The sequence below is a fragment of the Streptomyces sp. NPDC018610 genome, from assembly GCF_044391765.1.
In the GTDB taxonomy this organism is placed as follows: Bacteria; Actinomycetota; Actinomycetes; order Streptomycetales; family Streptomycetaceae; genus Streptomyces.
In genome coordinates this window covers 229,692-250,494 of sequence record NZ_JBISAL010000002.1, presented here as the reverse complement: position 1 = coordinate 250,494, position 20,803 = coordinate 229,692, and the positions used below count along the sequence as shown (strand labels likewise).

The following is a 20,803-nucleotide window of genomic DNA, read 5'->3' as shown; positions in this document are numbered from 1 at the left end:
TCCTAGGGGGAGACAGTGCAGATACTGCCGTACGGTTCCTGGCCCTCGCCGATCGACGCGGCCCTCACCGCCGCGAACGACGGCAAGCCGGAGTTCGTGGGCTTCGTCGGGGACGAGGTCTGGTGGACCGCGCCCCGCCCGGCGGAGGGCGGGCGGCGGACGCTGGTGCGACGCGAGGCCGACGGAACGGAGTCGGTGCTGCCCGCCCCGTGGAACGTGCGCACCCGGGTCATCGAGTACGGCGGCCGGCCCTGGGACGGCGCACCGCGGGACGGCGAACCGCTGCTGGTGTTCGTGAACTTCGCCGACCAGCGGCTGTACCGCTACGAACCCGGCGGTGAGCCGCGCCCGCTCACCCCGGTCTCCGCGGTGGGCGGCGGACTGCGCTGGGCGGACCCGCGGGTGCTCGTCGAGCGCGGCGAGGTCTGGTGCGTGCTGGAGGAGTTCACGGGCGAGGGGCCCACCGACGTACGGCGCGTGCTCGCCGCCGTGCCGCTGGACGGCTCGGCGGCCGAGGACCGCGGCGCGGTGCGCGAACTGACCGACGACCGCCACCGGTTCGTGACCGGCGCGCGGCTGTCGCCGGACGGGCGGCGCGCGGCCTGGGTGGCCTGGGACCACCCCCGGATGCCCTGGGACGGCACGGAACTGCTGGTGGCCGAGGTCGACGCGGACGGCGGCTTCGGCGCGCCCCGGACCGTCGCCGGCGGCGCCGAGGAGTCGATCGTCCAGGCGGAGTGGGCCGCCGACGGCTCGCTGCTCCATGTGAGCGACCGCAGCGGCTGGTGGAACCTGTACCGCGACGGCCGCCCGCTGTGCCCGCGCGAGGAGGAGTTCGGCGGGGCGCTGTGGCGGGTCGGCCTGCGCTGGTTCGCGCCGCTGGAGTGCGGGCTGATCGCCGTCCTGCACGGGCGGGGCGGCGTGGTCCTCGGCATACTCGATCCGGAGACGGGCGAGATCGTCGACGTGCCGGGCCCCTGGAGCGAGTTCGACGCCACGCTCGCCGTGCACGGCGACCGGGTGGCCGCGGTCGCCGCCGGCCCGCACAGCTCCTACGAGGTCGTCGAGCTGGACACCCGCACCGGGCACGCCCGCGTGATCGGCGCCGCCCACCGGGACGCCGTCGACCCCGCCTACCACCCGCGGCCCGAGGCGCGCACCTTCACCGGCCCGGACGGCCGTGACGTCCACGCGCACGTCTACCCGCCCCGCAACCCCGAGTGCGCGGCGCCCGAGGGCGAGCTGCCGCCCTACGTCATCTGGGCGCACGGCGGGCCCACCGGCCGGACGCCCCTCGTCCTCGACCTGGAGATCGCCTACTTCACCTCGCGCGGCATCGGCGTGGCGGAGGTCGAGTACGGCGGCTCGACCGGCTACGGGCGGGAGTACCGCAACCGGCTGCGCGGGCAGTGGGGCGTCGTCGACGTCGAGGACTGCGCGACCGTCGCCCTCGCCCTCGCCGAGGAGGGCGCCGCCGACCGCGCCCGGCTCGCCGTCCGCGGCGGCAGCGCGGGCGGCTGGACGGCCGCCGCCTCCCTGGCCGGCACCGACGTCTACGCCTGCGCCACGATCATCTACCCGGTGCTGGACCTGACCGGCTGGGCCTCGGGGGAGACGCACGACTTCGAGTCGCGGTACCTGGAGACGCTGGTCGGGCCGCTCGCCGAGGTGCCCGACCGGTACGCCGAACGCTCGCCCGTCGAGCACGCCGACCGGATCACCGCGCCCTTCCTGCTGCTCCAGGGCCTGGACGACGTGATCTGTCCGCCGGTCCAGTGCGAACGCCTGCTGGCCCGCCTGGCCGGGCGGGACGTGCCGCACGCCTACCTCGCCTTCGAGGGCGAGGGGCACGGGTTCCGCCAGGCCGGGACGCTGGTGCGGGCGCTGGAGGCGGAGCTGTCGCTGTACGCTCAGGTGTTCGGCCTGAAACCGGCAGGCGCCCTCCCCACCCTGGAGCTCGGCACGTGAAGGAACTCCTGCGCCCGGCGCGGCTCGCCCCCGGGGCCCGGGTGGCCGTCGTGGCCCCCAGCGGCCCGGTGCCCGAGGAACGGCTCCAGGCCGGTCTGGACGTACTGCGCGACTGGGACCTGGACCCGGTCGTCGCGCCGCACGTGCTCGACCGGCACGGCGCCTTCCCCTATCTGGCGGGCGCCGACGCCGACCGGGCCGCCGACCTCCAGGGCGCCTGGTGCGACCCGGCGGTCGACGCCGTGCTGTGCGCCCGGGGCGGCTACGGGGCGCAGCGCATGGTGGACCTGCTCGACTGGGACGCGATGCGCGCGGTCGGCCCGAAGGTGTTCGTCGGCTTCAGCGACATCACCGCGCTGCACGAGGCCTTCGCCACCCGCCTCGGCCTGGTCACCCTGCACGGGCCGATGGCGGCCGGCGTCGACTTCGTCAAGAACGCCCGGGCGCAGGACCACCTCAAGGCCACCCTGTTCGCGCCCGAGACGGTCCGGACGATCGCCTCCGGGGGCACCGCCCTGGTCCCCGGGCGGGCCCGGGGCGTCACGCTCGGCGGCTGCCTGGCGCTGCTCGCCGCCGACCTCGGCACCCCGCACGCACGGCCCTCGGCGGCCGGGGGACTGCTGTGCCTGGAGGACGTGGGGGAGGAGACGTACCGCCTGGACCGCTACCTCACGCAGCTGCTGCGCGCGGGATGGCTCGACGGGGTGCGCGGGGTGCTGCTCGGCTCGTGGGAGAGCTGCGAAGGCCCCGACCGCGTACGGACGTTGCTCGCCGACCGGCTCGGCGATCTGGGAATTCCTGTCGCCGAGGAGTTCGGATTCGGCCACTGCGAGGGGGCGTCGACCATACCCTTCGGCGTCACGGCCGAACTCGACGCCGACGCGGGCACGTTGACACTGGACGCTCCCGCCCTGCGCTGAGCGGGAACCGTCCCGGCTCCCGCCCTGCGCTGAGCCGGGACCGTCCGCCGGGAGGGGCCCCGACAAGGCTCCGGACCGTCGGGCCCCGCCGTGCCGGCTCCGGCGCCTGACGTCTCGTCAGCGGCGACCGTGCCGGTGATCGACCGGGTCCCACGGGTGCCCCAGCATGTTCCCAGCCGGTATTCACCGGCCGGTGAGTGATCGCGGCGGGCGACGACGCGTACCGCGGCAACCGGGGGATCGAACCGGTCGCCGTCATCGGCTCGGCCCAGGACACCGGGACGCTGAGCCTGCCCGTCGCGGGCGGCTGAGCCCGGTGGGACGACGTAGGGTGGCGGGATGCCGCACACCGCCTCCCGCCCTCTCGCCGAAGGCCCTCGCGTGGGCATCCGCCACTTCACCCGGGACGACGGCGAGGAGTTCACCGCCCGCGTCCGCGAGAGCCGGGACCTGCACCGCCCCTGGCTCTTCCCGCCGGCCACCGCCGAGGCCTACGCCGCCTACGCCGCACGGCTGATCGAGGACGAGGACCGCGCCGGCTACCTCGTCTGCGACAGGGAGGACGGCGCCATCGCCGGCTACATCAACGTCAACAACATCGTCAGGGGTGCCTTCCAGTCCGGAGCGCTCGGCTACGGCGCCTTCGCGCACGCCGCCGGACGCGGACTGATGAAGGAGGGCCTGAACCTCGTCATCGGCCACGCCTTCGGACCGCTGGGACTGCACCGGCTGGAGATCAACGCCCAGCCGGGCAACACCGCCTCCCTCGCCCTCGCCCGCTCCTGCGGCTTCCGGCTGGAGGGCTACTCGCCCGGCATGCTCTACGTCGACGGCGCCTGGCGCGACCACGAACGATGGGCGCTCACCGCCGAGATGCGGACTTCCGGTTGACCTTCATCGTGTCGAGGTCCGTCACCGTCGAACGCAGGTCACGGAAGCCGTAACCGAGTTCCCGCAGGGCCGTCGCGGCACGGTCCTCGGCGATCGCCGCCGCCATTTCCTCGCCGTCCTGCGCCTCGGACACCACGACGTAGCGCATCGAGAAGTGCTTCAGCGGCGCCGCTTCGTACGACAGCGAGCCCTCCTCGGTGAACCGCATGCTCGTCATCCCGTGATCGGCCGCCTCGGCCAGCAGCCGCGTCCGCGCCCGCTCGGTCAGGTCGTCCCAGACGCCCCTGACGATGACCCGGTAGGTGTGCCGCTCGCTCATCGGTCCTCGTGCCCCTCATCGCGGACCGCACCCGTCGTCCGGCCCCGAAGGACCGAGCGTACGTCCCGCGGGCCGTGGCGCCACCGCATTTTCCGCCCGGCCCTCCGAGCGCCGCCTTTGCGCAATACTGACCGGCGGTGCCCCTGGTCAGCTCACCGGCGAACGGGTTCCATGGTGATCGTGACGACGATCCGACACGAGGTACTCACGCTGCCCGCCGCACCGATGGGGCCGGACAACCCCCTGCCGGCCCTGCGCCCGCTCGACGAGGTCCACCGCATCGAGGACCGCGACAAGGCGGGCCTGCCGCACGACATGGCCCGGCAGATCGGCTACGCCCCGCTGCACAGCCTGCTGCCGGCGCCGGTCCGCGACGGCTACGGCAGAGAGCGCCGGGCCCGCGCGATCGACGCCCTCATACTCGAGAACGACCGGCTGCGCGCCACGGTGCTGCCCGGCCTCGGCGGCCGGATCGCCTCCCTCGTCCACAAGCCCGCCGACCGCGAACTCCTGTACCGCAACCCGGTGTTCCAGCCCGCCAACTTCGCCCTCAACGGCGCCTGGTTCTCCGGCGGCATCGAATGGAACATCGGCGCCACCGGCCACACCACCCTGTCCTGCGCACCCCTGCACGCCGCCCGCGTCCCCGCCCCCGACGGCGGGCAGATGCTGCGTCTGTGGGAGTGGGAGCGGCTGCGCGACCTGCCCTTCCAGGTCGACCTGTGGCTGCCCGACGGCTCCGACTTCCTGCACGTCGGCGTCCGCGTCCGCAACCCGCACGACCGGCCCGTTCCCACCTACTGGTGGTCCAACATCGCCGTCCCCGAGGAACGCCGGGTCCTCGCCCCCGCCGAGGAGGCCTACCACTTCGGCTACGAACGCCGCCTGCGCCGGGTCCCCGTCCCCGCCCACGACGGCGTCGACCGCACCTACCCCCTCAACAGCGCCTACGCCGCCGACTACTTCTACGAGGTGCCCGACGGACGGCGCCGCTGGATCGCCGCGCTCGACGAGGACGGCGAGGGCCTGGCGCAGACCTCCACCGACGTGCTGCGCGGCCGCAAACTGTTCGTCTGGGGCACGGGACCCGGCGGACGGCGCTGGCAGGAGTGGCTCACCGAACCGGGCACCGGCGGCTACTGCGAGATCCAAGCCGGGCTGACCCGCACCCAGCTGGAGCACGTACGGCTGGAGGCGGAGAGCGAGGTGGCCTGGCTCGAGTCGTACGGCCCGCTCCACGCGCCGCCCCCGGCGGGGGAGTGGGGCGCGGCCGTACGACAGACCGAGGAGCGGCTGGAGGCCGTACTGCCGCGCACCGCCGTCGACGCCGCCTACGCGGCCTGGAAGCCGTACGCCGACGCCGAACCGGAGGAGATCCTGAGCGCGGGCTCCGGCTGGGGCGCGCTCGAAGTACTGCGCGGCGGATGGAAACTGCCGGGCACACCGTTCCCGGAATCGACCGTCGGCCCGGAGCAGGAGCCGTGGCGCCGGCTGCTGCGCACCGGTTCCTTCCCGGAGCCGGACCGGGGCGCGCCGCCCGCGCGGAGCCTGGTCGCCCCGCACTGGCGGGACCTGCTGGAGACGGCGCCCGCCACCCCGGTCGCCGAATACCACCTCGGCGTCGCCCAGTGGCACGCCGGCGACCGCGCGCAGGCGGTGCGCAGCTGGGAGCGGGCGCTGGAACTCGCGCCCTCGCAGTGGCCCTCACTGCGCTGCCTGGCCGTGGCCGACCGGGAGACCGGCCACCACGAACGCGCCGCCGACCGCTACGCCGAGGCCTTCGACACCCTGTGCCGGGAGCGGGCCGACGACGGTGAGGACGGGACGGCGGCCACCGCCGCGCTCGGCCGGGAGACCGTCGAGGCACTGCTGCGGGCGGGGCGCCCGGCGGACGCCCGCGCGGTGTGGGAGCGGATCGACGCGCCGACCCGGGAACGCGGCCGGTTCCGCCTGATCGAGGCCGAGCTGCTGCTCGCCGAGGGGCGGCGCGAACAGGCGCGCGCACTCTTCGACGAGGGCTTCGAGGTCGCCGATCTCAGGGAGGGCGACGAACGGATCGGCCGGACATGGGACCGGACCGGCGGTGGCGAGTTGCCGGGGCGCTACGACTTCCGGATGCGCCCGGAGCCGTCCTGACGGGCCGTGGGGGTCCGGCCGCGCGGGCCCGACCCACCTGGCGATCAACACACCTGGCGGCCTGTCATGCGGTGCGGCGGTCCACGTACTCGTACACCGCGCGGTCCGGGTGCACGGCGATGAGGTTGCGGCCCGCCGGGGTCGCCACCGGGCCGGCGACGACGCGCGCGCCGAGCTCGGTCAGGACCCGGTGGGCGTCGACGTCCTGGACGGCGATCGTCGCCGCCACCTTGCGCAGCACCTCCGGTTCCGCCGCGGTGCGGAGAACGTCCTCCGCGGCACCGGCACGGACGTGACGCCGCGTTACGCCCGCTCCCGCGCGGGTACCCGCCGAGGATGGAGCGCTTGGATCACCTGGAGCACTTGGACAAGCAACTGGTCGAGGAACTGGCGCAGGTGGCGCGCGAGACGGTGCGCGACGAACTGCGCGAGCAGACCCGCCGGCAGCGCCGCACGGCCATGCTGTACGCCGCGTCCGGCGCCGCCGCCCTGTACGCGGGCGCGGCCGTCGCACTCGCTGTGGGCCTGGCCCTGGCGATCGGCCTGCCCGGCTGGGCGGCGGCGCTGATCACCGCGGCGGCCCTCGGCGCGGTGGCGTACGCGCTGCGTCGCGCGGCCCGGCCCGCCGCGTCCCGGCCGCAGGCTCCCGCCGGGCCGGGACCGGAACGGGCGGGCGGTCTCGCGGCCGGCGCCGGGCACGAGCGCGGCGGCGCCGGGCACGCCCCGGTGCCGCCGATGCCGGCCACGCCTCCGTCCGTGCCGCGCCCGGCGCGTCCGGACGACCGCGCGTCCTGAACCGGCCCGCGGATCCCGTTCGGATCCGCGGGGCCCTGGATCGAGTCGGGAGGGGCGTCGGATCGAATCGGGAGGGGGGGGGGGGGGGGGCCCCCCGGGGGGGGGGGGGGCGGCCGCCCCCCCCCCCCCCCGGCCGCGGCGCCCCCCCGGGGGGGCGGCGCGGGGGGAAACGCCGGGGGGGGGGGGGGGGGGGCGGGGGGGGGGGGCGGGGCCCCCCCCCGCCGCCGGGGCCCCCCCCCCCCGCCCCTCCTCCTCACCGCGGCAGCTGCGGCAGCACCTTCGTGCGGTAGAAGTCGAAGAAACCGCGCTGGTCGGGACCGATCTGGTTGACGTAGACGCGGTCGAAACCCGCGTCGGCGAACTCCTTGAGCGTGGCCACGTGCTGGTCCGCGTCGTCGCCGCACACCACGTTGTCGCGGACCATGTCCTCGGTGACGAGGGGCTTCAGCTGCTCGAAGTGGCGGGGAGTGGGCAGTACTTGGCCCATCTCGCCGGGGAGCTGCTCGTTGTACCACAGCTCGTGCACGGTGCGGACGCACTCGTCGCGGTCGTGGCCGAAGCACACCTTCGTGCCGCCGCTGACGAGTTTGGCTCCGCCCCCGCCCTTGCGGTACTGCGTGACCATCTCCTCGTCCGGCATCATCGTGATGTAGCCGTCGCCCACGCGGGCCGCGAGCGCGGTCGCCTTCGGCCCGAAACCGGAGATGTCGATCGGCACGGGCTCTTCCGGGACGGTGTACAGACGGGCGTTCTCCACGGTGTAGTGCGTGCCGTGGTGGGTGACCTCCTCACCGGTCAGCAGCCGACGTATCACCTGGACCGCCTCCTCCAGCATGTCCATCCGGACGTCCGCCGGCGGCCACCGGTCGCCGAGGACATGCTCGTTGAGCGCCTCGCCGGTGCCGACGCCGAGCCGGAACCCGCCTTCCGTCATCACCGCGCTGGTCGCGACGGCCTGCGCCACCACCGCCGGATGGATCCGCACGGTCGGGCAGGTCACGGCGGTCTCGATGGGCAGCGACACCGCCTCGGACAGCGCCCCGATCACCGACCACACGAAGGGGCTCTGGCCCTGCGCGTCGTTCCACGGATGGTAGTGGTCCGAGATCCACAGGGCCTCGAAACCGGCCTGCTCGGCCATTCTGGCCTGTTCGACCAGCTCCGCCGGACCGTACTGCTCGCACGACAGGAAATAGCCGTACTCGGGCATGGGAGGACACCTCCGGGACGTCGGCGAGTGGGGAACGCGCTGCCGAGTACCCGGCGGCGACGGCGGAAACCGGAGGCCGCGGCCCGGCTCCGCCGTGGCCGCGCCGGCCCCGCGTTTGGCCGACCCGGTCAGGGGGACGCGGGGGTTCCGCACCAGGTACGCGACAGCGCCGGAGGCGAACCGTGAGTCGACCCCGCATCGTGATCGTCGGTGCCGGCTTCGCCGGCTACCGGACCGCGCAGACCCTGTCCCGGATGTCCCGGGGCAAGGCCGACATCACCCTGCTGAACCCGACCGACTACTTCCTGTACCTCCCGCTGCTGCCCCAGGTCGCGGCGGGCGTCCTGGAACCGCGCCGCGTCACCGTCTCCCTGCCCGGCACGCTGCCCCGTGTGCGCCTGGTCCTCGGCGAGGCCGACCGCGTCGACATGGACGCCCGCACCGTGCACTACACCGGGCCCGAGGGACACGACGGCACGCTGACGTACGACCGGCTGGTGCTGGCGGTCGGCAGCGTCAACAAGCTGCTGCCCGTCCCCGGCGTCGCCGAGCACGCGCACGGCTTCCGCGGGCTGCCCGAGGCGCTGTACCTGCGCGACCACGTGACCCGGCAGCTGGAACTCGCGGCGGCCGACGAGGACCACGACAGCCGCGCCGCCCGCCGCACGTTCGTCGTCGTCGGCGCCGGCTACACCGGCACCGAGGTCGCCGCGCACGGCAGGATGTACACCGACGCGCAGGTGCGCCGGCATCCGCCGCGGCAGGGCATGCGACCGCGCTGGATGCTGCTGGACATCGCGCCGCGGGTGCTGCCCGAGATGGACGAGCGGCTCTCGCGCACCGCGGACCGGGTGCTGCGCCGGCGCGGGGTGGACGTGCGCATGGGCACGTCCGTGAAGGAGGCGACGCACGACGGGGTGCTGCTGACGGACGGCGAGTTCGTGCCGACCCGCACGCTGGTGTGGTGCGTGGGCGTACGGCCCGATCCGCTGGTGGAGAGCACCGGGCAGCCGCTGGAGCGCGGACGGCTCGTCGTGGACCCCTTCCTCCAGGTGCCCGGGCGGCCGGAGGTGTTCGCGTGCGGGGACGCGGCGGCGGTGCCCGACGCGAACAATCCCGGCGGGTTCACGCCGATGACGGCGCAGCACGCCTGGCGGCAGGGCAGGACCGCCGCCGTCAACGTCGCCGCCTCGCTGGGCGTCGGGGCGCGGCGCCCCTACCGCCACCGCGACCTCGGTTTCGTGGTGGACCTCGGCGGAGCGCAGGCCGCCGCCGACCCGCTGGGCGTCCCGCTGTCCGGCCCCGCGGCCGGGGCGGTCACCCGCGGCTACCACCTCGCGGCGATGCCGGGCAACCGTGTCCGGGTGGCCGCGGACTGGCTGCTGAACTCCGTACTGCCGCGCCAGGCCGTGCAGTTGGGCCTCGTACGGTCCTGGTCGGTGCCCCTGGATTCGGCGTCCCCGGAACTGGCCCGGGTACCGGGCGGCCCGGCCCGCCGCCCGGAGCCGGAACCGGCCGGCGGCTCCGAGCGGACTGGGCGGTCGGGCGGGCACGCCGGCCCGGACGGACCCGCCGGCCCCGCCGAGCGCACCGAGCCCGGCGAGCCCGGGGACACCCCGATCGCCGAAATCATCGACAACACAGAGAAGGCCCAACTGGCGGGCGCGGAACCCGCTCCCCGTCCGGGCCGGGAGCCCGCGAGGAATCAGCCGGGCGGTGAGCCGGCGAAGAGTCGGCCGGGTCCGGAGCCGGACAAGGGTCAGCCGGGCGGTGAGCCGGCGAAGCCACGGCCGGGTCCCGGGCCCGGCACGCGGGCCCGGTCGGGCGCCAAGTCCGGACGCGGCCGCCCGGGCTCGGACGCCCAGCGGGACCGGCCGGGCGGCGGGTCCGGCCGGAACCGGTCGGGCGGACGGCACGCGAAGGCCGGGCCCGAACCCGCGCGGGGCGGGCCCCCCGGGCCACCGGCGCGGAACCTGCCGGGAGACACGGCCGAGGACCCGCCCGGTCCTGACCCGGCCGAGGGCTGGCCTCACGCCCCTCACGCCGGTCCGGCCGAGGGCCGATCCCGCCCCGGACCGTCCGGGGACCGGGCTGCCCCTGGCGCCACCCCGGCCGAGGGCCGGCCCCGTCCCGCACCGCCCGGGAACCAGCCCCGCCCCGGCCCCGCCGGCGGCCGAATCGGGCGCGGGCCCGTGCAGAACGCGTCTGGGCGGGGACCCGAGGAGGGTCGGCCGGGCCGGGAAGCGGCCGCACCACGTCCCGGCCCCGCGGGGGAGGGGCGGACGGGCCAGGGGCCCACCGCGCCGCATCCCGGTCCCGAACCCGGCCCCGCCGGGGAACGGCGTGCGGGACGGGAGGCCGCCGAGCCGCATCCCGCCCCCGGGCCGGTCAGGCGTGACGACATTCCTGCGGAAGGAGACTCATGAACAGCGACGAACTCGTCGAGCTCGGGCAGCAACTGCGTGTCGACAGTGTGCGGGCCGCCGCCGAGGCGGGGTCCGGGCACCCCACGTCCTCGATGTCGGCCGCCGACCTGATGGCCGTGCTGCTGGCCAACCACCTGCGTTACGACTTCGCGAGGCCCGAGCACCCCGGCAACGACCGCTTCGTGCTGTCCAAGGGGCACGCCTCCCCGCTGCTGTACTCCGCGTACAAGGCGGCCGGCGCGATCGACGACGAGGAACTGCTCACCTTCCGCGAGCTGGGCAGCCGCCTGGAGGGCCACCCCACGCCGCGGCGGCTGCCGTGGGTGGAGACGGCCACCGGATCCCTCGGACAGGGCCTGCCGATCGGCGTCGGCATCGCGCTGGCCGGCAAGCGCCTGGACCACGCCGACTACCGGGTGTGGGTGTTGTGCGGGGACAGCGAGATGGCCGAGGGGTCGATCTGGGAGGCCGCCGAGCACGCCGGGCACGAGCACCTGGACAACCTGACCGTGATCGTGGACGTCAACCGGCTCGGCCAGCGCGGCCCCACCCGGCACGGGCACGACCTCGACGCCTACGCCCGCCGCTTCCGCGCCTTCGACTGGCACACCGTGGAGATCGACGGCCATGACGTGGACGCCGTCGACCGCGCCTACGGCGAGGCCCTCTCCACCACCGGCCAGCCCACCGCGATCATCGCCCGCACCCTCAAGGGCAAGGGCGTCAAGGACACCGAGGACCGCGAGGGGCTGCACGGCAAGCCGCTCAAGGACGCCGACGAGGCGATCGAGGAGCTCGGCGGCGTACGCGACATCCGTGTCCACGTCCACGAGCCGCCGTCCGCCCACGGGCCGCGGACCGCCGGGAAGGGCGGCCTGGAGCTGCCCCGCTGGGACAAGGGCGAGCAGGTCGCCACCCGCGACGCCTACGGCAAGGCGCTCGCCGCGCTCGGCGCCGCCCGCGGCGACGTCGTGGCCCTCGACGGCGAGGTCGGCGACTCCACCCGCTCGGAGTTCTTCGCCAAGGAACACCCCGACCGCTACTTCGAGTGCTACATCGCCGAACAGCAGATGGTCGCCACGGCCGTCGGCATGGCCCGGCGCGGCTGGGTGCCCTACGCCTCCACGTTCGCCGCCTTCCTCACCCGGGCCTACGACTTCGTGCGGATGGCCTCCGTCAGCGGCTCCGGGATCAACCTCAACGGCTCCCACGCCGGCGTCTCGATCGGCCAGGACGGACCCAGCCAGATGGGCCTGGAGGACCTGGCGATGATGCGGACGATCCACGGGTCGACCGTCCTCTACCCGAGCGACGCCAACCAGGCCGCGAAGCTCGTCGCCGAGATGGCCGGCCTGGACGGCATCCGCTATCTGCGCACCTCGCGCGGGGAGAGCCCGGTGATCTACGGGCCCGACGAGGAGTTCCCCGTCGGCGGCAGCAAGGTGCTGCGCCGCTCCGACGGCGACCGGCTCACCATCGTCGCCGCCGGCGTCACCCTGCACGAGGCGCTGCGGGCGGCCGACGCCCTGCACGACGACGGCATCCCGGTCCGGGTGATCGACCTGTACTCCGTCAAGCCCGTCGACCGGGACACGCTGCGCCGGGCCGCCGAGGAGACCGGCTGCCTGCTCACCGTGGAGGACCACCGCGAGGAGGGCGGCCTCGGCGACGCGGTCTGCGACGCCTTCCTCGACGGCCGCCCCACCCCGCGCCTGGTCCGGCTGGCCGTGCGCACGATGCCCGGCTCGGCCTCGCCCGACGAGCAGCTGCACGCCGCCGGCATCGACGCCGAGTCCATCGCTGCCTCCGCCCGGCTGCTGGTGGAGGAGGCGGTGGTGCGGTGAGCGACGGTCCGTACACACACCGCAACACCCGTCGCTGAACGGGGACATGCGCGCACCGGCGGACCCCGCGAGGGCCGCCGGTGCCGGGGGATGCGTGCGCCTGTGAAGGTTTGGCCGAGGATCTGGCGGCCACCCGAAGAAGAGAGGTGGCCATGTCGAACACGAACCACACACCCGAGTCCGACGACTCGCAGCAGCCACGGAAGACCCAGGAGTCACGCACCGACAACGAAGACAGCGGGAACGGCAGCAGGACGGCCGACCACCGGATGAGCCCCGTCCAGGTGCTGCGCGAGGCGCGCGCCCAACTGGCGGAACTCGCCGGGGTGACCGCGGAGTCCGTCACCTCCTTCGAGCGGACGGACGCCGGCTGGTCGCTGGAGGTCGAGGTACTCGAACTCGAGCGGGTGCCGGACACGATGAGCCTGATGGCGAGCTACCTGGTCGAGCTGGACCCCGAGGGTCTGCTCACCGGATACCGCCGGCTGGGCCGCTACGAACGCGGCCGCGCCGACGCACACCGGTCCGGCGGCCGGTAGGCCGCCCGCACCCACCCGCGCACACGTTTCTCATACCACTCACAGAGAAGGAGGCACGGTCGGCATGACCGTTGTCCCGGCACAGACGTCCGGCGGCGGAGGCGGCAGCAGCGGCCTCTACGACGTATTGGAGCTGGTCCTCGACAGGGGACTGGTGATCGACGCGTTCGTGAGGGTTTCCCTGGTTGGCATCGAGATCCTCAAGATCGACGTGCGCGTCGTCGTCGCCAGCGTCGACACGTATCTGCGCTTCGCCGAGGCGTGCAACCGGCTCGACCTGGAGTCCGGCCCGCACAAGAGCCCGGGCCTGCCCGACATCGTCGGCGAGGTCACCGAGTCCGGTGCCCGCGGCAAGTCCAAGGGGGCGCTGTCCGGCGCCGCCCAGACCGTCTCCGAGGCCTTCAAGCAGGCCCGCTCCGAGGGCGAGGGCGAGTCCCGGCCGCGGACGCGCAAGGCCACGGCGGCCCGCCGTAAGGAGGAGCAGGAGTGAGCACGTACGTCTACGGGATCACAGCCGCCTCGCACGCGTCGCTGCCCGACGGCACGAGCGGTGTCGGCGAGCCGCCGAGGCCGGTGCGGGTGCTGACGGCGGGAGACCTCGCGGCCGTGGTCAGTGACGCGCCCGAGGGGCTGCGCCCCAAGCGCAAGGACCTGCTCGCCCACCAGAACGTGCTCGCCGAGGCCGGGGCGGCCGGCTGCGTGCTGCCCATGCGGTTCGGCAGCGTCGCCCCGGACGACGACGCCGTCGTCGGTGTGCTCACCGAGCGTGCCGAGCACTACGCCGAGCGGCTGCGGGCGCTGGACGGCAAGGTCGAGTACAACGTCAAGGCGAGTCACGTCGAGGACGCGGTGCTGCACCGCGTGATGGCGGAGAATCCCGACATCCGGGCCCAGGCGGAGGCCAACCGCCGGGCAGGCGGCGGGAGTTACGACGACAAGATCAGGCTGGGCGAGCTGGTCGCCGCCGCCGTCAAGGCGCGCGAGGCCGACGACGCCGCCCAGGTGGTGCGGGCCGTGGAGGCGCAGGCCGCGGCGGTCAGCGAGGGGCCGGAGTCCACTGGCTGGCTGGTCAACGCCTCCTTCCTGGTCGACCGGGACGCGGCGGCCCGGTTCCTGGAGACCGTCGATCAGGCCCGCAAGGACCTGCCGCATCTGGAACTGCGCGTCAACGGGCCGCTGCCGCCCTACAGCTTCGTCGAGCCCGGTCCGGCCGAGCCGGCGGGCACCGCGGCGGGGGCCGACGCGGGAGCGGAGTGAGCCATGGGACTGATCTCGGAGGTGCTGCTGCTGCCGTTCGCACCGGTGCGCGGTGGCGCCTGGGCGATCAGACAGGTGCTGCACGAAGCGGAGCGCATCTACTACGACCCCGCCACCGTGCGGGCCGAACTCGCACAGCTGGAGGAGCGCTTGGAGGCGGGCGAGATCACCGAGGAGGAGTTCGACCGCCAGGAGGACGAGCTGCTGGACCGGCTGGAGATCGGCATGGGCGGCGGACCGGGGACGGGTGAGGGGACGGCACGATGAACCGAACGGCAATCGGCCTCGCGGTAGGGGCCGGCTATCTGCTGGGACGCACGAAGAAACTGAAGATGGCCGTCGCCGTCGGAAGTCTGGTCGCGGGCAAGAAGCTGAACCTCACCCCGCGCGGAGTGGCGGAGCTGGTCAGCAAGCAGCTCAAGGACAATCCCCAGTTCAAGGAGATCGGGGACCAGCTGCGCGAGGACATGAGGGGTGTCGGCAAGGCGGCCTCCGGGGCGATGGTCGAGCGGCAGATGACCGCGCTCGCCGACCGGCTGCAGGGCCGCACGGCGCAGGTCCGCGACGAACTGGCCGGCGTCGTGCGTGGCGGCGGCAAGGGGGCCGCCGGGAAGAAGGGCGGCGACGACGCCGAGGAGGACTACGAGGATGAGTACGACGACCGCGAGGGCCGGGAGGCCGAGGCGGAGTCGGACGACTCGGACGAGGAGGCGGAGGAGGAGTCCGCGGACGGCTCCGGGAAGGCCGGCGGCCGGCGCGAGGGCGGTCCGGCCCGCAGGGCGGCCGCCAAGGCGCCCGCGAAGAAGGCGCCGCCCGCGGGGCGCGCGGGCCGCCCGGACCAGGGCGCCGCACCGGCCAAGAAGACCGCGAAGAAGGCGGCGAAGAAGGCCCCCGCCAAGAAGGCGGTGGCGAAGAAGACGGCGGCCGGCCAGTCGGCCGCGAGGAAGACGGCCGCGGCCGGCGGCGCCGAGCGCGCCTCCCGGACCCGGTCGCCGAAGGGCGGTGGTGACCGATGACCGAGGCCCTCGGAACCGCGAAGTCGGCCGCGGGCAAGGCGGCCAAGGACAACCCGCTGTCCGCGCTGGCCCACAGCGAGGCCGCCGACCGGCTGAAGGAGGAAGCGCAGGAGTACCTGTCCGCGCAGGCCGAACGGCTGCTGGCCGGTCTCGGCCGCAAACTCGGCGAGACCACCGGGAAGCTCAATGACATCGCAGAGGGCAACAGCCCCGGCTTCGCCAAACTCGCGCTCGAAGGCGGTCGCAAGATCGCCGAGGGCAAGGGGCCGGTGCGCTCCGCGCTCGAGCTGGGAGCCTCCCACGCGAAGGACAGCGTCATGGGCGCGCTGAAGAACCTCGGCGGCGGCAAGGGCAAGCGCAAGCGCGGCGGGGGCAACAAGCCCACCGTCATCATCGAGGCCATCGACGTGGGCGTGCCCCAGCGCACCGCCTACGACCAGTGGACCCAGTTCCAGGACTTCAGCACCTTCGCCAAGGGCGTCAAGAGCGCGAGCCGCGCCGACGACACCACCTCGGACTGGCAGGCGAAGATCTGGTGGTCCAACCGCAGCTGGAAGGCCAAGACCACCGAGCAGATCCCCGACTACCGCATCCAGTGGTCGTCGGAGGGGGCCAAGGGCACCACGAAGGGGGTCGTCTCCTTCCACGAGCTGGAGGAGAACCTCACCCGCGTCCTGCTCGTCATCGAGTACTACCCGAGCGGTCTCTTCGAGAAGACCGGCAACATCTGGCGCGCCCAGGGCCGCCGCGCCCGGCTCGATCTGAAGAACTTCGCCCGCTTCATCACCCTCAAGGGAGAGGCGGAGGACGGCTGGCGCGGCGAGATCCGCGACGGCGAGGTCGTCCGAAGCCACGAGGACGCGGTCGCCGAGGAGGAAGAGGCCGCCGAACAGCCCGAGGAATCCGAGGAATCGGAGGAATCCGAGGAGTCTGACGAGTCCGAAGGGCCCGAGGAATCCGACGAGTCCGAAGGGTCCGAGGAATCCGACGAGTCCGCGGGCGCCTCCGCTGAGGAGGAGCAGCCGCAGGGCGAGGAGGCCGGCTACGAGGACGAGGAGGAGGAAGAGGAGGAGCCGTACGCGCAGGACGAGGAGGAGGGCGACTACGCCGAGGAGGACGACGGCGACTACGAGGAGGAGCCCGGCGACGAGGCCGAGGGCGAGTTCGAGGAAGAAGAGGAAGAAGAGGAGCCCGCTGAGGGCCACGAGTACGCCGAGGGCGGGAGCCGTCGATGACGACGCCGAGCCGGCTGCCCGATCCCTACGGCCCGAGCAGCGGCGCCAACCTCGCCGACATCCTTGAACGGGTGCTCGACAAGGGTGTCGTCATCGCCGGCGACATCCGCATCAACCTGCTCGACATCGAACTCCTCACGATCAAGCTCCGGCTCGTGGTCGCCTCGGTCGACAAGGCCAAGGAGATGGGCATCGACTGGTGGGAGAGCGACCCGGCGCTCTCCTCCCGGGCCCGCCGTGACGAACTCACCCGGGAGAACGCCGAGTTGCGCGAACGCCTGGCCCGGCTGGAGGAACTCGGCCTGGAGCGGGGCGCGGAGCGCACGGGACGTACGCTCCCCAAGGAGGCACCATGAGCGGACTGCGGTACGTCTACGCCATCTGCCGCCCCCTCGACGCGCCCCTGCAGGCGCAGCTGACCGGAGTGGCCGGCGCGCCGGCCAAGCCGCTGCACCACCACGGCCTGGTCGCCGTCGTCAGCGAGGTCCCCGAGCGGGACTTCGCCGAGGATGCGCTGCGTGCCCGTCTGGAGGACCTGGACTGGCTCGCCGCCACCGCCCGCGCCCACCAGGGCGTGATCGACGCGCTCACCGTCGTCACCACCCCGCTGCCGCTGCGGCTGGCGACCGTCTTCCGGGACGACAGCGGGGTGCGGTCGATGATCGAGTCCCGGGAGGAGCACTTCCAACGGACCCTGGACCGGCTCTCGGGACGGGTGGAATGGGGGGTCAAGGTCTATCTGGAGTCCGAGGGGGCGCAGGAGGGGACCGCGCCGGAGCAGACCGCTCCGAAGGCCGCGTCCGGCCGCGACTACCTGCGTCGGCGGCGGCAGCAGACGAGGGCGAGCGAGGACCTGTGGCAGAAGGCCGAGACGTTCGCGACCGGGCTGCACGAGCGGCTCGCCGCGTTCGCCGAGGACTCCCGGCTGCACGCACCGCAGAACGCCACACTGTCCGGGGCCGCAGGCCGCAACGTGCTCAACGCCGCCTATCTGGTGCCGCGCGCCCGCTCCGAGGAGTTCGTCGAACTCGTCGACCGCACGAAGGACGACGCGCCGGGGCTGCGCGTCGAACTCACCGGCCCCTGGGCGGCGTACTCCTTCGCGGGTGAACTCCCTCAGGAGGAGCGGGCATGACGGTAGTCGAACGCCGTGAGATCGCCCTGGTCGACCTGCTCGACCGGCTGCTGGCCGGGGGAGTCGTCATCACCGGGGACGTCACCTTGCGCATCGCGGACGTGGATCTGGTCCGCATCGACCTCAACGCGCTGATCAGCTCGGTGAACGCGCAGGTGCCCTCGCCGTTCGAGATGTCGGAGGAAGCGCCGTGAGCCGGCCCAGGCGGATGGAACTCGAACCCGACACGGTCGAGCGCGACCTCGTGAAACTCGTCCTCACGGTGGTGGAGTTGCTGCGCCAGCTCATGGAACGGCAGGCGCTGCGCCGTTTCGACGAGGGCGACCTGACCGAGGAGCAGGAGGAGCGGATCGGTCTCACGCTCATGCTCCTGGAGGACCGCATGGCCGAACTCCGGGACCGCTACGGGCTGCGGCCCGAGGATCTCAACCTGGACCTCGGACCGCTGGGACCGCTGCTTCCCCGGGACTGAGCCGGGGGCCCAGGGGCGCGCCGGCCCGGGAGGGCCGCCCCGCCCCACGGCCGGCGACTCCCGGCCCCGGGCGCGGCCGGGACTCGCCGGCCGTGCTCAGGCCTGCTTGCGGCAGAGGATCTCCCCGTGCAGGACGGCGAACCAGCCGTCCTCCCGCTCCCCCCACTCCCGCCACGCCTGTGAGACCGCCCGCAGCCGCGCGTCGGTCGCGTGCCCGCCGCCGGTGGCGCGCTCGGCGTAGGCGGAGGCCAGGGTGCGGTCGGCCCACAGGCCGCTCCACCACTCCCGCTCCTCGCGGGTCGCGTACGTCCAGGTGCTGGACGTGGCGGTGACGTCGGTGAAGCCCGCCGCCAGCGCCCAGGAACGCAGCCGGCGCCCGGCGTCCGGCTCACCGCCGTTGGCGCGCGCCACCCGCTCGTACAGGTCCAGCCAGTCGTCCAGTCCCGGCACCTCGGGGTACCAGGTCATCGCCGCGTAGTCGGCGTCCCGGACGGCGACGAACCCTCCGGGCCGCGTCACCCGGCGCATCTCGCGCAGCGCGCGCACCGGGTCGCCCACGTGCTGGAGCACCTGGTGGGCGTGGACGACGCAGAACGTGTCGTCCGGATAGTCCAGGGCGTGCACGTCGGCCACCGCGAACTCCACGTTGTCCAGGCCCCGTTCGGCCGCAGTGGCGCGGGCCCGGGCCAGGACGCCGGCCGCCTGGTCGACGCCCGTGACGTGCCCGTCCGGCACCAGCTCCGCCAGGTCGGCGGTGATGGTGCCCGGCCCGCAGCCGATGTCCAGGACCTTCATGTGGGGCTTCAGCGAACCGAGCAGGTAGGCAGCCGAGTTGGCGGCGGTGCGCCAGGTGTGCGAGCGCAGCACGGACTCGTGGTGCCCGTGCGTGTAGACGGCCGTCTCCCGCTGGTTCGGCATGGCTGTGCCCCTTCTCGTCACCTGCCCCCGCGAGGCCCGCGGCCCCGGGGCGGTGAGCTTCACGGTACGCGCGTGCGCCGAATGATGAGACCTGCGTATCGCCATATGGACTGACGCGATGTCAAGGGCACAGCGTCCGGCGTTGTTCGGTCACCGGTCGGGCAGCGGCCGGTACACCGTCAGCGCCTCGGGCAGCTTCTCCAGCCACACCTCGTCGTCCACCTCCGTGACCTCTCCGTCGTAGGCGAGGAGCGTGCCGGCCGCGACGCCGCTCAGCCGCAGCCGGCGCACCTGGACCGCCGCGTGCGCCGGCGAGCGGGTGAGCGGTCCCGCCAGGGCCGCCGACAGCAGTCGCAGCGCCGGCCTGCGGCCCCCGTGCACCACCCGGACGTCGAGCACCCCGTCGGCCAGGTCGAGCCGGCGGCCCGGGGCGAGGCCCATGCGGTGGTACGTGCCGTTGCCGGCGAACAGCAGCCACAGCGGGTGGCGCCGCCCCTGGAACTCCGCCTCCAGCGGATGACGGTCGGCGCGCAGCACTCGCAGCGCCGCCAGCACCCCGGCCGGCCAGCCGCCGATCCGGTCCGTCCAGCGTTCCCGCTCCCGCACCAGCTCCGGGTACACGCCCAGGCTGAAGGTGTTGAGGAAGATCCCCCGCCTGCGTCCCGAGCCGAAGCGGCCGACGTCCACGCGTACGCCGTCGCCCCGCTCCACCGCCCGGGCCAGGTCCCGCGCGTCCTCCACGCCGAGGTCGTAGGCGAAGTGGTTGAGCGTGCCGCCGGGCAGCACGGCGAGCGGCAGACCGTGCCGCAGGGCGGCCTCGGCCGCGGTGTTCACGGTGCCGTCGCCGCCGCACACCCCGAGCACCCGGGCGCGGCCCGCAGCCCGCTCCAACTCATCGGCCACGTCTTCCGCTTCGCACTCGACGACCTCCGCCTTCGGCAGCGCGTCGTGCAGCGCCCGAGCCCGGTCCGCGGTGCCGGAGGCCTTGTTGGCCACCAGCACCAGGCCCTCGCCCTCGGGCAGCGCCGGCACCTCGGCCCGCGGCCGGGCCGGGAGCGTGCTCTGCGCGCGCGTGGGCACCAGGCCGCGTACGGCGAACGCGGCGCCCGCGCCCAGTACGGCGCCCGCCAGCACGTCGCTCGGGAAGTGGACCCCGGTGTACACGCGGGACAGCGCCACCGAGGCGGCCACCGGAGCCACCGCCGCGCCCCAGGCCGGGGACTCCAGGGCGACGCCGGCCGCGAAGGCGGCGGCCGAGGCCGCGTGCCCGGAGGGGAAGGAGGTGGTGATGGGCTGGCGCCCCAGCCGGCGCACCAGGGGCACCGGGTCGATGACGGGCCGCGGCCTGCGCACCGAGCGCTTGCCGAGCGTGTTGACGGTCAGCGAGGCCAGGGAGAGGGAGGCGAGGCCCCGGACCGCGGCCCGGCGGGCGCGCGGGGTGCGGCTGGCGGCGATCGCCGCGGCCGTGGCGAACCACAGCACGCCGTGGTTGGCGCTGCGGCTCAGCCGCGGCAGCACGGGCTCGGCGCCGGGCCAGCGGCGCTCGGCCGCCACTTCGAACAGCCGGCAGTCCAGCGCGAGCAGCCGTTTCAGCACGGTGTGGGCGCCGGATTTCGGGACGGTGAGGTCGACGTCTGGGCTCATACAGGCACCGCTACCCTGAAGCGGCCGTTTCTTGTGCGCACCGTCCGCCGTACGCGGCCGACCGCCGCCCGCCGACCG

20 protein-coding genes and 2 pseudogenes are annotated in these 20,803 nt (G+C 74.2%); 17 read left to right on the top strand and 5 right to left on the bottom strand.

What is annotated here, in order from left to right:
* Nucleotides 1-15: 15 nt before the first annotated feature.
* The 3 genes from ACH5A8_RS06560 to ACH5A8_RS06550 all read left to right on the top strand — a co-directional run bounded on the left by ACH5A8_RS06560 (nt 16) and on the right by ACH5A8_RS06550 (nt 3,779).
* On the top strand, nt 16-1,968 hold the full coding sequence (locus tag ACH5A8_RS06560) for an LpqB family beta-propeller domain-containing protein (RefSeq protein WP_398998655.1): 1,953 nt from the start codon (nt 16-18) through the stop codon (nt 1,966-1,968).
* Entirely contained in the window at nt 1,965-2,888 is a 924-nt protein-coding gene (locus ACH5A8_RS06555) for an LD-carboxypeptidase (protein ID WP_398998653.1), read from the top strand. The genes ACH5A8_RS06560 and ACH5A8_RS06555 overlap by 4 nt, the downstream gene beginning before the upstream one ends.
* Nucleotides 2,889-3,227: 339 nt before the next feature.
* Complete coding sequence (locus tag ACH5A8_RS06550; protein WP_398998651.1) at nt 3,228-3,779, top strand: GNAT family N-acetyltransferase; 552 nt, start codon at nt 3,228-3,230, stop codon at nt 3,777-3,779.
* Here ACH5A8_RS06550 and ACH5A8_RS06545 read toward each other — a convergent pair.
* Entirely contained in the window at nt 3,751-4,098 is a 348-nt protein-coding gene (locus tag ACH5A8_RS06545) for a DUF6204 family protein (RefSeq protein ID WP_398998649.1), read from the bottom strand. The two genes, ACH5A8_RS06550 and ACH5A8_RS06545, sit on opposite strands and share 29 nt — an antisense overlap.
* Nucleotides 4,099-4,269: 171 nt before the next feature.
* On the opposite strand from ACH5A8_RS06545, the gene ACH5A8_RS06540 reads away from it, so the two are divergent.
* Nucleotides 4,270-6,234, top strand: coding sequence for a DUF5107 domain-containing protein (locus tag ACH5A8_RS06540; RefSeq protein WP_398998647.1), 1,965 nt, complete (start codon nt 4,270-4,272; stop codon nt 6,232-6,234).
* Nucleotides 6,235-6,298: 64 nt separating this feature from the next.
* Here ACH5A8_RS06540 and ACH5A8_RS06535 read toward each other — a convergent pair.
* Nucleotides 6,299-6,487: pseudogene (locus ACH5A8_RS06535) on the bottom strand (VOC family protein); the annotation flags it as partial.
* 83 nt (nt 6,488-6,570) lie between these two features.
* Here ACH5A8_RS06535 and ACH5A8_RS06530 point away from each other — a divergent pair.
* Entirely contained in the window at nt 6,571-7,029 is a 459-nt protein-coding gene (locus tag ACH5A8_RS06530; RefSeq protein ID WP_398998645.1) for a phage holin family protein, read from the top strand.
* 253 nt (nt 7,030-7,282) lie between these two features.
* Here ACH5A8_RS06530 and ACH5A8_RS06525 read toward each other — a convergent pair whose 3' ends face one another.
* Nucleotides 7,283-8,239: an LLM class F420-dependent oxidoreductase gene (locus tag ACH5A8_RS06525; protein WP_398998643.1), complete on the bottom strand. Its 957-nt coding sequence runs from the start codon at nt 8,237-8,239 to the stop codon at nt 7,283-7,285.
* 182 nt (nt 8,240-8,421) lie between these two features.
* On the opposite strand from ACH5A8_RS06525, the pseudogene ACH5A8_RS06520 reads away from it, so the two are divergent.
* The 12 genes and pseudogenes from ACH5A8_RS06520 to ACH5A8_RS06465 form a co-directional block, all read left to right on the top strand.
* Nucleotides 8,422-10,233, top strand: a pseudogene (locus tag ACH5A8_RS06520) (FAD-dependent oxidoreductase); the annotation flags it as partial.
* 428 nt (nt 10,234-10,661) lie between these two features.
* A complete protein-coding gene (locus ACH5A8_RS06515; protein WP_398998641.1) occupies nt 10,662-12,509 on the top strand; it encodes a transketolase in 1,848 nt (615 codons plus the stop codon).
* 152 nt (nt 12,510-12,661) lie between these two features.
* Complete coding sequence (locus ACH5A8_RS06510) at nt 12,662-13,048, top strand: gas vesicle protein (RefSeq protein ID WP_398998639.1); 387 nt, start codon at nt 12,662-12,664, stop codon at nt 13,046-13,048.
* Between the two features lie 64 nt (nt 13,049-13,112).
* On the top strand, nt 13,113-13,538 hold the full coding sequence (locus ACH5A8_RS06505; RefSeq protein ID WP_398998637.1) for a gas vesicle structural protein GvpA: 426 nt from the start codon (nt 13,113-13,115) through the stop codon (nt 13,536-13,538).
* Nucleotides 13,535-14,305 carry a GvpL/GvpF family gas vesicle protein gene (locus tag ACH5A8_RS06500; protein ID WP_398998635.1) on the top strand — a complete coding sequence of 257 codons (771 nt, stop codon included), beginning with the start codon at nt 13,535-13,537 and terminating at the stop codon, nt 14,303-14,305. Before ACH5A8_RS06505 ends, ACH5A8_RS06500 begins: the two co-directional genes overlap by 4 nt.
* A gap of 3 nt (nt 14,306-14,308) precedes the next feature.
* Nucleotides 14,309-14,572: a gas vesicle protein GvpG gene (locus ACH5A8_RS06495; protein ID WP_398998633.1), complete on the top strand. Its 264-nt coding sequence runs from the start codon at nt 14,309-14,311 to the stop codon at nt 14,570-14,572.
* Nucleotides 14,569-15,321 carry a PE-PGRS family protein gene (locus ACH5A8_RS06490; RefSeq protein WP_398998631.1) on the top strand — a complete coding sequence of 251 codons (753 nt, stop codon included), beginning with the start codon at nt 14,569-14,571 and terminating at the stop codon, nt 15,319-15,321. The genes ACH5A8_RS06495 and ACH5A8_RS06490 overlap by 4 nt, the downstream gene beginning before the upstream one ends.
* Nucleotides 15,318-16,556 carry an SRPBCC family protein gene (locus tag ACH5A8_RS06485; RefSeq protein ID WP_398998628.1) on the top strand — a complete coding sequence of 413 codons (1,239 nt, stop codon included), beginning with the start codon at nt 15,318-15,320 and terminating at the stop codon, nt 16,554-16,556. The genes ACH5A8_RS06490 and ACH5A8_RS06485 overlap by 4 nt, the downstream gene beginning before the upstream one ends.
* Entirely contained in the window at nt 16,553-16,912 is a 360-nt protein-coding gene (locus tag ACH5A8_RS06480; protein WP_398998626.1) for a gas vesicle protein, read from the top strand. The genes ACH5A8_RS06485 and ACH5A8_RS06480 overlap by 4 nt, the downstream gene beginning before the upstream one ends.
* On the top strand, nt 16,909-17,691 hold the full coding sequence (locus ACH5A8_RS06475) for a GvpL/GvpF family gas vesicle protein (RefSeq protein ID WP_398998624.1): 783 nt from the start codon (nt 16,909-16,911) through the stop codon (nt 17,689-17,691). Before ACH5A8_RS06480 ends, ACH5A8_RS06475 begins: the two co-directional genes overlap by 4 nt.
* Nucleotides 17,688-17,885 (top strand): gas vesicle protein, encoded by a 198-nt coding sequence (locus tag ACH5A8_RS06470; RefSeq protein ID WP_398998622.1) that lies wholly within the window; start codon nt 17,688-17,690, stop codon nt 17,883-17,885. The genes ACH5A8_RS06475 and ACH5A8_RS06470 overlap by 4 nt, the downstream gene beginning before the upstream one ends.
* Before the next feature lie 14 nt (nt 17,886-17,899).
* Nucleotides 17,900-18,163 carry a gas vesicle protein K gene (locus tag ACH5A8_RS06465; RefSeq protein WP_398999754.1) on the top strand — a complete coding sequence of 88 codons (264 nt, stop codon included), beginning with the start codon at nt 17,900-17,902 and terminating at the stop codon, nt 18,161-18,163.
* Between the two features lie 96 nt (nt 18,164-18,259).
* On the opposite strand, the gene ACH5A8_RS06460 is transcribed toward ACH5A8_RS06465, so the two are convergent.
* Together ACH5A8_RS06460 and ACH5A8_RS06455 are read right to left on the bottom strand one after the other, a co-directional pair.
* Nucleotides 18,260-19,081: a class I SAM-dependent methyltransferase gene (locus ACH5A8_RS06460; protein WP_398998620.1), complete on the bottom strand. Its 822-nt coding sequence runs from the start codon at nt 19,079-19,081 to the stop codon at nt 18,260-18,262.
* A 150-nt stretch (nt 19,082-19,231) separates the two neighbouring features.
* Complete coding sequence (locus ACH5A8_RS06455) at nt 19,232-20,725, bottom strand: bifunctional phosphatase PAP2/diacylglycerol kinase family protein (protein ID WP_398998618.1); 1,494 nt, start codon at nt 20,723-20,725, stop codon at nt 19,232-19,234.
* Nucleotides 20,726-20,803 lie beyond the last annotated feature (78 nt).